A 14,628-nucleotide genomic window follows, 5' to 3' on the forward strand; every position below is an offset into this window, starting at 1 on the left:
AAGTACAGCGCCTACGACGCGGGCTGCTGCTCATCTGCTGCTCCTCTCGGACGGTGAGGTAGGGCTCGCCCGCGGCGACGCCGCGGACGTCGTGGGGGAGGTGGCGCGGGCGCCGCGTCCGAGGCTCCCGCCGGCGGTCGCGCGCGGCTCGCCGGACCCCTCACCCGCCCCCTCGCCGGACCCGTCACCCGACCCCGCGGCGGAGGCGGAGGTCGACCTGGCGGGCCGGATCGGCTCGGTGGGGTCGTCCGGAGCGTCGGGGCCGGTGGGCGTGGCGGACGGGGGTGGGGGACCGGGATGCCGTCCGTCGCTGCTCACGATCCCCATCTTGCCAACCCGCGCGTCCCGCGTGGTGGCGCACCTCGGTCTGGATCCAGGCTCAGCCCGGATCCGGGCCAAATCGCGGCGCTGGGTGCCCCGACGTCACGTTCCCGGCCCGGATGAGGGATGCTGTGCGCGTGGCAACCCTGGAACGTAGGTCGATCGACGCCGTCACCGCCGATGCGGTCGATGCCGCGCGGGCGGCGCTCCTGGAGGAGGTCGACGCCGGCGACGTCGGCGACCACCTCGGTCACCAGGGTGACGGCCTGCGCGTGGTCACCCACCTCTTCGCCTGCCGCCGCAAGGGCTACCTGGGCTGGCAGTGGGCGGTGACGCTGACCCGCGCCCCGCGGCAGAAGCGCGTCACGGTCGTGGAGGCGGTGCTGCTGCCCGGTGCGGAGGCGATCACCGCCCCGGCGTGGGTGCCCTACCGCGAGCGGATCAAGCCGGGCGACATGTCGCCGGGCGACCTGCTGCCGGTGGAGGACGACGACCCGCGGCTGGTGCCGACGTACTCCTTCGGCGACGACCCGCTCGACGCCGACGAGAAGGCGCAGGTCCGCGCCGTGGCCAAGGAGCTCGGCCTGGGCCGGGTCCGCACGCTCTCCCCGGAGGGCCGGGACGCCGCCGCCGAGCGCTGGTACGACGGCGACGGCGGACCGGACGCGCCGGTGGCCAAGTCGGTCTCGGAGAAGTGCTGGTCCTGCGGCTTCCTGGTGCGCCTGGCGGGTCCGCTGTCGGAGACGTTCGGGGTGTGCGCCAACGGCGACGCCAACGACGACGGCCGGGTGGTCAGCCTCGACCACGGCTGCGGCGCGCACTCGGAGGTGCGGCTGAGCAAGCGGCACGCCCCGGTCCCGACCGCGCCGCCGGTGCTCGACACCGTCAGCCGGGACGACCTCGAGTCCTTCTGACCCAACCGGCCCGGCACGCCGGGCGCCCGGTACGTCGAAGGCCCGGTCAGCCCGCGGGCGCGAGCAGCCACACGGCGTACTCGCCGTCCACCGGCCGCAGGTCGTACCCGCCGAACCGGTGCTCGACCCGCAGGCCCGCGACGTCGACGTCGGCGACGAACTCCTCGGGGAGGTAGCGCCGGGCGGTGTCCGGCCCGCCGGTCAGGTGGAAGCCGGCCATGATCCGCCCGCCGGGGGCGAGCAGCGACCGCAGCCGCTCCAGCACGGCGACCTCGGTGCCGGCGGCGACGAACGGCAGGACGTTGCCGACGCAGACGACCAGGTCCAGCTCGGTCGGGGCGCCGGCCTCCGCGAGCACGGTGGTGTCGAGCTCGAGGATCTGCAGGGGGAGCACGCGCAGGTCGGGGAAGGTGCGCCGGGACTGCTCGACCAGGACGGGGTCGGGCTCGGCGCCCACCACCCGGTGGCCGCGGGTGTGCAGGTAGCCGCCGACCCGGCCCATGCCGGAGCCGGCGTCGAGGATCCTCGCGCCGCGGGGGACGAGGGCGTCGGCCAGCCGGCCCTCGCCGTCGACGTCGGCGCCCTCGTCGATGAGCTCGGCGAAGCGGCGGCCGTAGCCGGCGTTCTTGGTGCCGCCGAGGGCCCACCGGGTCGGCGGCAGGGAGGTCCGCTCAGGCATCGGAGCCGTACTCGTCACGCTGGAGCCGGGCCTGGCGGCGGCGCTTGCAGTAGCCCTGGCCGATCAGCCCGAGCCCGACGCCGGTGAGGCACATCCACAGCAGCCAGGTGCGGCCGTGCTCCTGGAGGCTGCCGTAGAAGGGCAGCAGGCCGACGAACGCCACCAGGAACAGCACGGTGCCCACCTGCACCGTGCGCACGCCGTCGACGTCGAGCGGCTCGACGCGTGCGATCAGGCGGTTGCTGGGGTCGCGCTGCGGCGGGTACTGCTCGGGATCCACGGCTCCATCGTAGGCGTCCGCCCGGATGCGTTGGCATCGGCGGGAGAAGCGGGAATAGTTAGCAAGGCTAAGGAGTTACAGTCCACGTGCCCACCGTGGAGAGAACCTGCCGCACCGACGCCGGGCTCGCCAGCGAGCTCCGCGTCGCGGTGATGCGGCTGCGCCGCCGGCTGGTCGCCGAGCGCGACCCCGGCAACCCGCTGAGCATCGGCGCCACCGCGGTGCTCGGGGTCCTGTTCCGCAACGGCGACACCGGCGTGGGAGAGTTGGCCGCGAGCGAGCGGGTCCAGCCGCCGAGCATGACGCGGACCGTGAACGCGCTGGCCGCCGGCGGCTACGTCGAGCGGCGGCCGCACCCCGAGGACGGCCGCCAGGTCGTCGTACGGCTCACGGAGCAGGGTCGCGCGACCCTGCTCGCGGACCGCGCGCGGCGCGACGCCTGGCTGGCCAGGGGCCTGGCCGAGCTGAGCCCCGAGGAGCGGGACGTGCTGCGCCGCGCCGCCCCGATCCTCGACCGCCTCGCGCACCACGACTGACGGCGCCGCGCGCGCCAGCACCATCGCCAGCACCATCGCCAGCACCACTCCGAGGAGTCACCACGAGTCCCACGTTCCGCTCCCTGTCCCACCCGAACTACCGCCTGTACTTCGCCGGCAGCGTCGTCTCGAACGTCGGCACCTGGATGCAGCGCGTCGCCCAGGACTGGCTGGTCCTGACCATCCCCGGCAACGGCGGCACCGAGCTCGGCATCACCACCGGCCTGCAGTTCCTCCCGGTCCTGCTGCTCTCGCCGTACGCCGGCGTCATCGCCGACCGCTTCCCGAAGCGCCGGATGCTGCAGGTCACCCAGGCCACGATGGCGCTCGCCGCGCTCGCGCTCGGCTTGATCGCCGTCTCCGGGCACGCCCAGACCTGGCACGTCTACGCCCTCGCGCTGGCCTTCGGCGTCGGCTCCGCGTTCGACGCGCCGGCGCGCCAGGCGTTCGTCTCGGAGATGGTCGGGCCCGACGACGTCACCAACGCGGTGGGCCTCAACTCAGCCGCCTTCAACACCGCCCGCCTGATCGGCCCGGCGCTCGCCGGCCTGCTGATCGGCGTCCTCGGCGGCGGGATGACCGCGACCGGCTGGGTGATCCTGCTCAACGCGCTGTCCTACCTGGCCGTGATCGCGCAGCTGGAGCGGATGGACGTCGCCGCGCTGCGCGCGCCGCGGCCGGCGGGGCGGCAGCCCGGGATGCTCCGGGAGGGCGTCGCCTACCTGCGGACCCAGCCGAAGATGCTGATGATCCTGGTCCTGGTCTTCTTCGCCGGGACGTTCGGGATGAACTTCCAGCTCACCTCGGCGCTGATGGCCACCGAGGTGTTCGGCAAGGGCGCGGGCGAGTTCGGCCTGCTCGGCTCGGCGCTCGCGGTGGGCTCGCTCAGCGGCGCGCTCCTCGCGGCCGGCCGGGTCCGGGTCCGGCTGCGGCTCCTCGTCGGCGCCGCGGTGGCGTTCGGGGTGGCCGAGATCGCGGCCGGCCTGATGCCCAGCTACCTCACCTTCGCGCTGCTCTGCCCCTTCATCGGCCTGGCCACGATCACGCTGCTCAACTCCGCGAACGCGACGCTGCAGATCGAGTCCGACCCGGCCCTGCGCGGCCGGGTGATGGCGCTCTACATGACGATCGTGATGGGTGGCACCCCGATCGGCTCGCCGCTGATCGGCTGGATCGGGGAGACGTACGGCGCCCGCTGGACCCTCGTCCTGGGCGGGATCCTGGTGCTGGTCGGCGTCGGGCTGGCCCTCGTCGTCCGCGCCGCCGCCGAGCGCCGCACGGCGGGCCGGGGGGTGGACTCGCCCCCGCTCGTGGCTGCGATGATTCCTCGGTGAGTGCAGTCTCGGGCAACGTCGTCGACCGCTACTTCCAGATCTCCTACCGCGGCTCGACGGTGGGCCGCGAGATCCGGGGTGGCGTGGTCACCTTCTTCACGATGGCCTACATCGTGGTCCTCAACCCGCTGATCCTCGGCTTCGCGCCGGACGCGGACGGCAACTTCCTCGGCGGCGGCAACGTGCCGGGCGGCGGCACCGTGGCCATCGCCGCCGGCACGGCGCTGGCCGCCGGCCTGCTGACCATCCTGATGGGCGTGGTCGCCAACTACCCGCTGGCGCTCGCCGCCGGGCTGGGCCTGAACGCCTTCGTGGCGTTCGCGATCGCCAGCCAGATGACGTGGGCCGATGCGATGGGCCTGGTGGTCCTGGAGGGCGTCATCATCCTGGTGCTGGTCCTGACCGGCTTCCGGACCGCGGTGTTCCACGCCATCCCGACGCAGCTGAAGACGGCGATCTCCGTCGGCATCGGCCTGTTCATCGCCCTGATCGGCTTCGTCGACGCGGGCTTCGTGACCCGCGTGCCCGACATCGCCGGCACCACGGTTCCCGTCCAGCTGGGCGCGACGGGCGAGCTCAGCGGCTGGCCGGTGCTGATCTTCGTGGTCGGGCTGGCGCTGGTGGTGGCCCTGTGGGCCCGCAACGTGCCGGGGGCGATCCTGATCTCGATCCTGGTGATGACCGCGGTCGCGGTGATCGTCGAGGCGACCGCCGAGGTGGGCGGCTGGATGCTCTCGGTCCCGGCGATCCCGGACACGATCTTCGCCGCCCCGGACTTCGCGACCCTCGGTGAGTTCTCGCTGTTCGGGTCGTTCGCCGAGGTCGGCGTGGTGGCGGCGCTGCTGCTGGTCTTCACGCTGCTGATCGCGGACTTCTTCGACACCATGGGCACGATGACCGCGATCGGTGCGGAGGCCGGCCTGCTCGACGACGAGGGCAAGCCGCCGCACACCGAGCGGATCCTGGTCGTGGACTCGATCGCGGCGGCCGCGGGCGGCGCCGCGGGCGTCTCGTCCAACACCTCCTACATCGAGTCGGCCTCGGGTGTCGGGGAGGGCGCGCGGACGGGCCTGGCCTCGGTGGTGACCGGCCTGCTCTTCCTGCTCACCACCTTCGTCACGCCCCTGGTCGACGTGATCCCGTCGGAGGCCGCGGTGCCGGCGCTGGTGCTGGTCGGCTTCCTGATGATGCAGCAGGTCACCGGCATCACCTGGACCGACGTGGAGATCGCGATCCCGGCGTTCCTGACCATCGTGCTGATGCCCTTCACCTACTCGATCACGGCCGGCATCGGAGCCGGCTTCATCGCCTACGTGTTCCTCAAGGCGGTGCGCGCCAAGGCCCGGGAGGTGCACCCGCTGATGTGGCTGGTGGCGGCGCTGTTCATCGTCTACTTCGCGATCGAGCCGCTGACGGCCTGGCTGACGTGATCGGGCCTGCTCCGAGCGTACTTGCGCAGTTTTGCTTCCGCCTGTAACGGCCGGTAATCTCGTTGCTTGTGTCTGGGGTGACCCAGGCGCTCGCACGCCCCCGGGGATCAGCCCCGTCGCGGAGGCGTCGAAGGCACGAAGCAACACCGCATCACCGCGTGCCCGGCAAGGTGCCGAGCACTGAGAGAAGACCGAAAGGGAACCACCAGGTGCCCACTATTCAGCAGCTGGTCCGCAAGGGCCGCCAGGACAAGGTGTCGAAGAACAAGACGCCTGCCCTGAAGGGATCTCCGCAGCGCCGTGGCGTCTGCACCCGCGTCTACACCACCACCCCGAAGAAGCCGAACTCCGCCCTGCGGAAGGTTGCCCGTGTGCGCCTCTCCAGCGGCGTCGAGGTCACCGCTTACATCCCGGGTGAGGGTCACAACCTCCAGGAGCACTCGATCGTGCTCGTCCGCGGCGGTCGTGTGAAGGACCTGCCCGGTGTCCGCTACAAGGTCATCCGGGGTGCCCTCGACACCCAGGCCGTGAAGAACCGCAAGCAGGCTCGCAGCCGCTACGGTGCCAAGAAGGAGAAGAGCTGATATGCCGCGCAAGGGCCCCGCGCCGAAGCGCCCGATCGACGTCGACCCGGTCTACGGGTCGCAGCTGGTCACCCAGCTCGTGTCGAAGGTGCTGATGGACGGCAAGAAGCAGGTCGCTCAGCGCATCGTGTACTCGGCGCTCGAGGGCACCCGCGAGAAGACCGGCACCGACCCGGTGATCACCCTCAAGCGCGCGCTGGACAACGTCCGCCCCGCGATCGAGGTCAAGTCCCGCCGCGTCGGTGGCGCGACCTACCAGGTCCCGATCGAGGTCAAGGGCACCCGTGGCACCACGCTGGCGCTCCGCTGGCTCGTGGGCTACGCCCAGGACCGCCGCGAGAAGACCATGAGCGAGCGGCTCATGAACGAGATCCTCGACGCCTCCAACGGCCTCGGTGCCGCTGTGAAGAAGCGCGAGGACACCCACAAGATGGCCGAGTCCAACAAGGCCTTCGCTCACTACCGCTGGTGACGTGACGGGCCGGGCGGCGTACGACGTCGCCCGGCCCCCACCCGGCCGCACCGGCCCCTGATCCCCAGACTCACCTATCTAAGGAACGCTGACTCACGTGGCAGTCGACATCACGACGGACCTGAACGTCGTTCGCAACATCGGCATCATGGCGCACATCGACGCCGGCAAGACCACCACCACCGAGCGCATCCTCTTCTACACCGGCATCACCTACAAGATCGGTGAGGTCCACGAGGGCGGCGCCACGATGGACTGGATGGAGCAGGAGCAGGAGCGCGGCATCACCATCACGTCGGCCGCGACGACCTGCTGGTGGAAGGACCACCAGATCAACATCATCGACACCCCCGGCCACGTGGACTTCACGGCCGAGGTCGAGCGCTCGCTGCGCGTCCTCGACGGCGCCGTGGCGGTCTTCGACGGTGTCGCGGGTGTCGAGCCCCAGACCATGACCGTGTGGCGCCAGGCCAACAAGTACTCCGTCCCGCGGATGTGCTTCGTCAACAAGCTGGACCGCACCGGCGCGGACTTCTTCCGCTGCGTCGACATGATGGTCGAGCGCCTCAACTCCACCCCGCTGGTCCTGCAGCTCCCGATCGGTGCCGAGTCCGACTTCCAGGGCGTCGTCGACCTGATCGAGATGCACGCCAAGGTCTGGCGCGGCGAGACCAAGATGGGCGAGGACTACGCCATCGAGGAGATCCCGGCCGAGCTGGCCGAGCAGGCCGCGGAGTACCGCGAGAAGCTCGTCGAGACCCTCGCCGAGACCGACGACGACCTCATGGAGGTCTACCTCGAGGAGGGCGACGTCTTCGACGTGCCGACCCTCAAGAAGGCCGTCCGCGCCGCGACCCTGGCCGACAAGGTCAACCCGGTGCTGTGCGGCACCGCGTTCAAGAACAAGGGCGTGCAGCCCCTGCTCGACGCGGTCGTCGACTACCTGCCCTCGCCGCTCGACGTGGACGCCATCGTCGGCCACGACCCGCGCGACGAGGAGAAGGCGATCTCCCGCAAGCCCTCCGACGACGAGCCGTTCTCCGGCCTGGCCTACAAGATCGCTGCCGACCCGCACCTCGGCAAGCTGATCTACGTCCGGGTCTACTCGGGCAAGCTCGAGGCCGGCGCGACCGTGGTCAACTCGGTCAACGGCCGCAAGGAGCGGATCGGCAAGGTCTACCAGATGCACGCGAACAAGCGTGAGGAGATCGCGTCGGTCGGCGCCGGCCAGATCGTCGCCGTCATGGGCCTCAAGGACACCCGCACCGGTCACACCCTGTCCGACCCGAGCAACCAGGTCGTGCTGGAGTCGATGACCTTCCCGGCCCCGGTGATCGAGGTCGCCATCGAGCCCAAGACCAAGTCCGACCAGGAGAAGCTGGGCACCGCGATCCAGCGCCTCTCCGAGGAGGACCCGACCTTCGTCGTCAAGACCGACGAGGAGACCGGCCAGACCATCATCGCCGGCATGGGCGAGCTCCACCTGGAGATCCTGGTCGACCGCATGAAGCGGGAGTTCAAGGTCGAGGCGACCGTCGGCAAGCCGCAGGTCGCCTACCGCGAGACCATCCGGTCCAAGGTGGCCAGCCACTCGTACACCCACAAGAAGCAGACCGGTGGTTCGGGTCAGTTCGCGAAGGTCGTCATCTCGATCGAGCCGAACATCGACCCCGAGACCGGCACCGGCGCGGGCTACGAGTTCGTCAACAACGTCACCGGTGGTCGCGTCCCGAAGGAGTACATCCCCTCGGTCGACCAGGGCGGCCAGGAGGCCATGGAGTTCGGCGTCCTCGCCGGCTACCCGATGGTCGACGTGAAGATGGCGCTCGAGGACGGCGCCTACCACGACGTCGACTCCTCCGAGCTCGCCTTCAAGATCGCCGGTCTGCAGGCGTTCAAGGAGGCCGCCCGTCAGGCGCGCCCCTGCCTGCTCGAGCCGATGTTCGCCGTCGAGGTCACCACCCCCGAGAGCTTCCTCGGCACGGTGATCGGCGACATCAACAGCCGTCGCGGCCAGATCCGTGCGCAGGAGGAGCGTCACGGCGACATCGTCGTGTCCGCCCTCGTGCCGCTGTCCGAGATGTTCGGGTACGTTGGCGACCTGAGGTCCAAGACCTCCGGTCAGGCTTCGTACTCGATGGAGTTCGACTCGTACGCCGAGGTTCCCACGAACATCGCCGACGAGATCATCAAGAAGGCGCGCGGCGAGTAATCCCTTCCGGATTCCTCGGCGCCGGGCCTCGGCACCACCCCCTTTAGTACGAGTCAAGTAACACACACACAGGAGGAGCCCCAGTGGCTAAGGCGAAGTTCGAGCGGACCAAGCCGCACGTGAACATCGGCACGATCGGTCACATCGACCACGGCAAGACGACGCTGACCGCGGCGATCTCGAAGGTCCTGCACGACAAGTACCCGGACCTCAACGAGGCCTCGCCGTTCGACCAGATCGACAAGGCTCCCGAGGAGCGTCAGCGCGGTATCACGATCTCGATCGCGCACATCGAGTACCAGACCGAGGCGCGCCACTACGCGCACGTCGACTGCCCCGGTCACGCGGACTACATCAAGAACATGATCACCGGTGCCGCCCAGATGGACGGCGCGATCCTGGTGGTCGCCGCGACCGACGGCCCGATGCCGCAGACCCGCGAGCACGTGCTGCTCGCCCGCCAGGTCGGCGTGCCGGCCCTGGTCGTCGCCCTGAACAAGTGCGACATGGTCGACGACGAGGAGCTCATCGAGCTCGTCGAGATGGAGGTGCGCGAGCTCCTCTCCGAGTACGAGTTCCCGGGCGACGACGTTCCGGTCGTTCGCGTTGCCGCCTTCCCGGCGCTGCAGGGCGACGAGAAGTGGGGCGACTCGGTCGCCGAGCTCATGAGCGCGGTCGACGAGTACATCCCGACCCCGGAGCGCGCCACCGACAAGCCGTTCCTGATGCCCGTTGAGGACGTCTTCACGATCACCGGTCGTGGCACCGTCATCACCGGCCGCATCGAGCGCGGCATCGTCAAGGTGAACGAGGAGGTCGAGATCGTCGGCATCCGCGAGGGGTCGCAGAAGACCACCGTCACCGGTGTCGAGATGTTCCGCAAGCTCCTCGACGAGGGCCAGGCGGGCGAGAACGTCGGTCTGCTCCTCCGCGGCACCAAGCGCGAGGACGTGGAGCGCGGCATGGTTGTCATCAAGCCGGGCACCACCACCCCGCACACCAACTTCGAGGCGAGCGTCTACATCCTCTCGAAGGAGGAGGGCGGCCGCCACACGCCGTTCTTCAACAACTACCGTCCGCAGTTCTACTTCCGGACCACGGACGTGACCGGTGTCGTGACCCTGCCCGAGGGCACCGAGATGGTCATGCCGGGTGACAACACCGAGATGTCGGTCGAGCTCATCCAGCCCATCGCGATGGACGAGGGCCTGCGGTTCGCCATCCGTGAGGGTGGCCGCACCGTCGGCGCCGGCCGGGTCACCAAGATCACCAAGTGATCGACTGATCCACTGCGGAGCCCCCGAGCCGAGAGGCTCGGGGGCTCCGTGCCTTTTACGGGCACAGCACGAACCCTGCGAACGGAGCACCCATGAACCACCGCGTCACCCCGGCGCGTCCCCACCACAAGCTGACCGAGGACGGTCGCCGGATGCGGGAGGTGCTCACCTACGCGCGGCGAGGCAGTCGCTTCACGCCCCAGCAGCAGGCCGCCTGGGACGCCCACCACGAGGACTGGGTGATCCCGGACGAGGCCGTCGACCAGGAGGGCTTCTCCTTCGACGCGCGCTTCGGCCGCGGCCCGGACGAGCGGGACGGCCTGATCGTCGAGATCGGCTCCGGCGTCGGGGAGGCCACCGCGGCCCTCGCGGCCGCCCGGCCGTCGTACGACGTCCTGGCGTTCGAGGTCTGGCGCCCCGGCGTGGCCGCGACGCTCGCCCGGCTGCGCGACGCCGGCGCCGAGAACGTCCGGATGTGCGGCGTGGACGCCGTCTGGTCCATGGAGCACCTGATCGCCCCCGGCTCCATCAGCGAGCTGTGGACCTTCTTCCCCGACCCGTGGCACAAGGCCCGCCACCACAAGCGGCGGCTGGTCAACCCGGCCTTCGCCCGGCTCGTCGCCGAGCGCCTCGCGCCGGGTGGCACCTGGCGCCTGGCCACCGACTGGGCCGACTACGCCGAGCAGATGCGCGAGGTCCTCGACGCCACCCCGGGGCTGACCGGCGGGGTGGTGGACCGGTGGGACGAGCGCCCGGTGACGAAGTTCGAGCGCAAGGGCGTGGCGGTCGGGCGCACCATCACCGACCTGGCGTACCACCGCGCGGACGAGGGCGCGGGGGACTAAGGCCCCTCCTGGAATGCACCGGCCCCGCGTACGGTGGGGGCATCGGACGGCCAAAGGAGGCGACGATGACCACCAACGACCGGGAGTCCTACGGCGACTACAGCGTCGACGACGAGACCCAGCTGGACCCGGGGGACACCCTGGAGGACGCGGACGTCACCGACGAGATGGACCGCGGCTTCTCCCCGCCCGAGCGCTACTCGGCGGCCCAGCGGTACGGCAACACCCACTGGGAGGCCGAGCACGCCGAGCCGCTCGACGCGCGGCTGGCGCAGGAGGTCCCGGACCCCGACCCGTACGCCGACGAGGGCGACGTCGACGAGCAGCTCTCCGACTACGACCCCGAGGTCGGCGGCCCGCGTGCCGGCCGGCTGGTCGACCCCGACCACGGCGTCGGTGAGGACATCGACGCCGAGATGTACGGCGAGGACGTCGGCATCGACGGCGCCGCGGCCTCCGCGGAGGAGGCGGCCGTCCACGTCATCGACGACTGAGTTGGATGGCGCGAGCGCGTCTCCGCTTCGCTCCGTCGCGCTGCCGCGCACGCGGTCGAGCACTTCCCAGTGCGAGGTCCGCTGGCGGCCTGCGGCGGCTGCGCGCGGCGAAGCGGGCCTCGACCGCTCCGGTCGCTTCGCTCCCTGCGCGGGCTCGGCCCGCGTTCCCCGCGACGGCAGCCGTCAGGCAGCCGGTGGTTGAGGTGCGAGCGAAGCGAGCCGGTGTCGGTGGTTGAGGTGCGAGCGCAGCGAGCCTCGAAACCACCACCCCTGTCGGTGGTTGAGGTGCGAGCGCAGCGAGCCGGCGTCGGTGGTTGAGGTGCGAGCGAAGCGAGCCGGCGTCGGTGGTTGAGGTGCGAGCGCAGCGAGCCGGTGTCGGTGGTTGAGGTGCGAGCGCAGCGAGCCGGTGTCGGTGGTTGAGGTGCGAGCGCAGCGAGCCTCGAAACCACCCCACCCTCACTCCTCGAGGAGCGCGATCTCCTCGTCCACGTAGGGATCGACCTCACCGAGCGCGTCCAGCTCGGTCTTGAGCGCCCGCTGGATGGCGAGGGCGTCCGCGCGACGCCCCAGGTTCCGCAGCGCCCAGCCGACCATCCAGCGGGCGACCCGGAGCCGTGCGGGGTCGCCGATCCGCTCGAACGCGACCAGCGCCTGCTCGAACGCCTCGAGCGCGGCGTCGAAGTCGTCGGCGTCGGCGCGGGACATCCCGAGGTTGTTGAGCAGGGCGCCGTCCCAGTCCCGGGCGCGGGGGTCGCTGCTGGCCGCGGCGATGCGCAGCGCGTCGGCCGTCAGCGGCTCCCTCAGCTCGGGTGGGGCGACGATGATCCGCATGTGCAGCGCGTCGAGGTGCAGCTCCTCGAGCCCGGCGTGGGCGGCCGACCGGGCGGCGTCGTCGAAGTGCTGTGCGGACGCCCCGGCGTCGCCAGCCGAGCGCAGCAGGCGGCCGCGCTCGAGCGCGACGCGCGTCTCCACCTCGGGGCCGAGGCCCGGCGCGATCGCGTCGAGGGCGCGATGGCCCTCGTCGTACCGCTCCTGCAGGCCGAGCGCCCGCGCCACCTGCGTCTCCCACACCGCGGCAGCGTCGGGCGCGGTCGCCGCGGCGGCCGCCTCGCGGAACCGCTGCTCGGAGCCGGTGGGGTCGTCGAAGTCCCAGAGATCCTTCGGGTGCATGACAGCAGTTTCCTCCCGGAAGCGGAGGTGACCGAAAAGTTTCCGGGATATGACGTTCACCGGCTGTTCGGGCGTGTTGCCTCCAACCGCTCATTCCGAGGCGTACGTTCCCAAGCAATGGCGGGTGGGGAAGCCCGCTACATCTGGAGGCCCGTTCGTGAACAACGACTCGATCACCCGGTGGGTGCAGGCGGTGTCCTGCGGCACGGGAGTGGCGAGGCGCCGGCACCTCGGCGTTCGGGCAGGCATGCGCGGTCGGGCAGCCAGCCCGCACCCCTCGGGCGCCGTCTCCCGGTCCACTGTCGAAGAGCTGTAGACCGGGCGTGGGTGCGCGTGCGGTCGGTGAGGTGAGTGTCGTGGCAACCACCAAGTCCCAGTCCCGCACGGCCGCGTCCGACGCGGAGCCGAAGCGCCGCACCTACGTCCTGGACACCAGCGTCCTGCTGGCCGACCCGGGGTCGTTGCGCCGCTTCGCCGAGCACGAGGTCGTACTCCCGGTCGTGGTGATCACCGAGCTCGAGGGGAAGCGGCACCACCCCGAGCTGGGCTACTTCGCCCGGAGCGCCCTGCGCATGCTCGACGAGATGCGCGTCAGCCACGGCCGCCTGGACACACCGGTGCCCGTGGGTGACGAGGGCGGCAGCGTGCGCGTGGAGCTGAACCACACCGACGCGGCCTCGCTGCCCTCGGGCTTCCGCCTCGGGGACAACGACACCCGCATCCTCGCGGTGGCGCAGAACCTCGCGAACGAGGGGAACGACGTCACCCTGGTCTCCAAGGACCTGCCGATGCGGATCAAGGCCTCGGCGGTCGGTCTCCGGGCGGAGGAGTACCGCGGCGAGGCGATCTCGGACTCCGACACCGGCTACACCGGCATGGCCGAGCTCGAGGTCGCGGCGAGCGAACTCGACGAGCTGTACGACGACGGGACGCTCGACCTCGACGCGGCCCGCGAGCTGCCCTGCCACACGGGGCTCGTGCTGCTGTCCGACCGCGGCACCGCCCTCGGTCGGGTCGGGCCCGACAAGCAGGTGCACCTGGTCCGGGGCGACCGGGAGGCGTTCGGCGTCCACGGCCGCAGCGCGGAGCAGCGCGTGGCGCTGGAGATGCTGCTCGACCCGGAGGTGGGCATCGTCTCGCTCGGCGGGCGCGCCGGCACCGGCAAGTCGGCGATGGCGCTGTGCGCCGGGCTGGAGGCCGTGATGGAGCGCCGCCAGCACAAGAAGGTCGTGGTCTTCCGGCCGCTGTTCGCCGTGGGTGGCCAGGAGCTCGGCTACCTGCCGGGGTCGGAGTCGGAGAAGATGTCGCCCTGGGGTCAGGCCGTCTTCGACACCCTCGGCGCGTTGACCTCGACCGACGTGGTCGACGAGATCCTCGACCGCGGGATGCTCGAGGTGCTTCCGCTCACCCACATCCGGGGCCGGTCGCTCCACGACTCGTACGTGATCGTCGACGAGGCGCAGTCGTTGGAGCGCAACGTGCTGCTGACCGTGCTCTCCCGCGTCGGCGCGAACTCGAAGGTCGTGCTCACCCACGACGTCGCCCAGCGGGACAACCTGAGGGTCGGCCGGCACGACGGCATCGTCGCGGTGGTCGAGAAGCTCAAGGGGCACCCGCTGTTCTCGCACATCACCCTCACCAGGTCCGAGCGTTCGCCGGTCGCGGCCCTCGTCACCGAGATGCTGGAGAACGTGGTCCTCTGACCCGCTGACCTGCGCAAACACCTCTGCGACCCGGACCGGGGGACGGTCCGGGTCGCAGAGGTGCGTCGTCGGTTTGACCCGGAGCGCGGGTCTGCGTAATGTTCTCTCTCGCCGCGGCAAGCGGAAAGCCCCCGGGAAACCGGGCGGAACGGGTTGCCACGGCACTCGCCCCAGTGAGTCCGGGGCAACGGCGGTCTCGCCGGTTTGACCGGACACGAAGCGGTGGGTAATGTTTCACAGGTTGCCCCGCCAAAGGGCATCGGGAAGTTCTTCCCGGTGACACCAGGCTGGTGCGTGTGATGTTTGAGAACTCAACAGTGTGTCATGCAAGTGATGGTTTGTTGTGAATTGTTTGTGCGCATTCACTGACTGTCCGG

Annotated in this window: 14 protein-coding genes; 11 read left to right on the plus strand and 3 right to left on the minus strand. The window is 70.7% G+C overall.

Annotated features, from left to right (window positions below):
* Positions 1 to 458: 458 nt before the first annotated feature.
* Positions 459 to 1,235 carry a DUF3027 domain-containing protein gene (locus ABLM29_RS21040; RefSeq protein WP_349716558.1) on the plus strand — a complete coding sequence of 259 codons (777 nt, stop codon included), beginning with the start codon at positions 459 to 461 and terminating at the stop codon, positions 1,233 to 1,235.
* A 46-nt stretch (positions 1,236 to 1,281) separates the two neighbouring features.
* On the opposite strand, the gene ABLM29_RS21045 is transcribed toward ABLM29_RS21040, so the two are convergent.
* Positions 1,282 to 1,914 (minus strand): class I SAM-dependent methyltransferase, encoded by a 633-nt coding sequence (locus ABLM29_RS21045; RefSeq protein WP_349716559.1) that lies wholly within the window; start codon positions 1,912 to 1,914, stop codon positions 1,282 to 1,284.
* Entirely contained in the window at positions 1,907 to 2,194 is a 288-nt protein-coding gene (locus ABLM29_RS21050; protein WP_349716560.1) for a DUF2530 domain-containing protein, read from the minus strand. The genes ABLM29_RS21045 and ABLM29_RS21050 overlap by 8 nt, the downstream gene beginning before the upstream one ends.
* Before the next feature lie 95 nt (positions 2,195 to 2,289).
* Between ABLM29_RS21050 and ABLM29_RS21055 the strand changes: the two genes are divergently transcribed.
* The 9 genes from ABLM29_RS21055 to ABLM29_RS21095 all read left to right on the plus strand — a co-directional run bounded on the left by ABLM29_RS21055 (position 2,290) and on the right by ABLM29_RS21095 (position 11,378).
* Entirely contained in the window at positions 2,290 to 2,730 is a 441-nt protein-coding gene (locus ABLM29_RS21055) for a MarR family winged helix-turn-helix transcriptional regulator (protein WP_349716561.1), read from the plus strand.
* Positions 2,731 to 2,813: 83 nt separating this feature from the next.
* Positions 2,814 to 4,064, plus strand: a complete 1,251-nt coding sequence (locus tag ABLM29_RS21060; RefSeq protein ID WP_349716570.1) for an MFS transporter — start codon at positions 2,814 to 2,816, stop codon at positions 4,062 to 4,064.
* Positions 4,061 to 5,494: an NCS2 family permease gene (locus tag ABLM29_RS21065; RefSeq protein WP_349716562.1), complete on the plus strand. Its 1,434-nt coding sequence runs from the start codon at positions 4,061 to 4,063 to the stop codon at positions 5,492 to 5,494. The genes ABLM29_RS21060 and ABLM29_RS21065 overlap by 4 nt, the downstream gene beginning before the upstream one ends.
* A 209-nt stretch (positions 5,495 to 5,703) precedes the next feature.
* Positions 5,704 to 6,078: a 30S ribosomal protein S12 gene (rpsL, locus tag ABLM29_RS21070; RefSeq protein ID WP_028654597.1), complete on the plus strand. Its 375-nt coding sequence runs from the start codon at positions 5,704 to 5,706 to the stop codon at positions 6,076 to 6,078.
* 1 nt (position 6,079) lies between these two features.
* On the plus strand, positions 6,080 to 6,550 hold the full coding sequence (gene rpsG / locus ABLM29_RS21075; RefSeq protein ID WP_349716563.1) for a 30S ribosomal protein S7: 471 nt from the start codon (positions 6,080 to 6,082) through the stop codon (positions 6,548 to 6,550).
* 148 nt (positions 6,551 to 6,698) lie between these two features.
* Positions 6,699 to 8,762, plus strand: a complete 2,064-nt coding sequence (fusA, locus tag ABLM29_RS21080) for an elongation factor G (RefSeq protein WP_502889294.1) — start codon at positions 6,699 to 6,701, stop codon at positions 8,760 to 8,762.
* Positions 8,763 to 8,845: 83 nt separating this feature from the next.
* Positions 8,846 to 10,039 (plus strand): elongation factor Tu, encoded by a 1,194-nt coding sequence (gene tuf, locus ABLM29_RS21085; RefSeq protein WP_349716565.1) that lies wholly within the window; start codon positions 8,846 to 8,848, stop codon positions 10,037 to 10,039.
* A gap of 92 nt (positions 10,040 to 10,131) precedes the next feature.
* Complete coding sequence (gene trmB / locus ABLM29_RS21090) at positions 10,132 to 10,884, plus strand: tRNA (guanosine(46)-N7)-methyltransferase TrmB (protein WP_349716566.1); 753 nt, start codon at positions 10,132 to 10,134, stop codon at positions 10,882 to 10,884.
* A 65-nt stretch (positions 10,885 to 10,949) separates the two neighbouring features.
* Positions 10,950 to 11,378: a DUF5709 domain-containing protein gene (locus ABLM29_RS21095; protein WP_349716567.1), complete on the plus strand. Its 429-nt coding sequence runs from the start codon at positions 10,950 to 10,952 to the stop codon at positions 11,376 to 11,378.
* Between the two features lie 456 nt (positions 11,379 to 11,834).
* Here ABLM29_RS21095 and ABLM29_RS21100 read toward each other — a convergent pair whose 3' ends face one another.
* Positions 11,835 to 12,548 carry a hypothetical protein gene (locus tag ABLM29_RS21100; protein ID WP_349716568.1) on the minus strand — a complete coding sequence of 238 codons (714 nt, stop codon included), beginning with the start codon at positions 12,546 to 12,548 and terminating at the stop codon, positions 11,835 to 11,837.
* A 356-nt stretch (positions 12,549 to 12,904) separates the two neighbouring features.
* On the opposite strand from ABLM29_RS21100, the gene phoH2 reads away from it, so the two are divergent.
* Complete coding sequence (gene phoH2 / locus ABLM29_RS21105; protein ID WP_349716569.1) at positions 12,905 to 14,251, plus strand: RNA 5'-3' helicase PhoH2; 1,347 nt, start codon at positions 12,905 to 12,907, stop codon at positions 14,249 to 14,251.
* Positions 14,252 to 14,628: the final 377 nt, after the last annotated feature.

It is taken from the genome of Nocardioides sp. YIM 152588, assembly GCF_040191335.1.
In the GTDB taxonomy this organism is placed as follows: Bacteria; Actinomycetota; Actinomycetes; order Propionibacteriales; family Nocardioidaceae; genus Nocardioides.

What these genes read in the sequence shown, in the direction of transcription:
- ABLM29_RS21045 (WP_349716559.1), bottom strand. Translation starts at nt 1,914, where the DNA reads ATGCCTGAGCGGACCTCCCTGCCGCCGACCCGGTGGGCCCTCGGCGGC.
- rpsG (WP_349716563.1), top strand. Translation starts at nt 6,080, where the DNA reads ATGCCGCGCAAGGGCCCCGCGCCGAAGCGCCCGATCGACGTCGACCCG.
- fusA (WP_502889294.1), top strand. Translation starts at nt 6,699, where the DNA reads ATGGCGCACATCGACGCCGGCAAGACCACCACCACCGAGCGCATCCTC.
- trmB (WP_349716566.1), top strand. Translation starts at nt 10,132, where the DNA reads ATGAACCACCGCGTCACCCCGGCGCGTCCCCACCACAAGCTGACCGAG.
- ABLM29_RS21095 (WP_349716567.1), top strand. Translation starts at nt 10,950, where the DNA reads ATGACCACCAACGACCGGGAGTCCTACGGCGACTACAGCGTCGACGAC.
- ABLM29_RS21100 (WP_349716568.1), bottom strand. Translation starts at nt 12,548, where the DNA reads ATGCACCCGAAGGATCTCTGGGACTTCGACGACCCCACCGGCTCCGAG.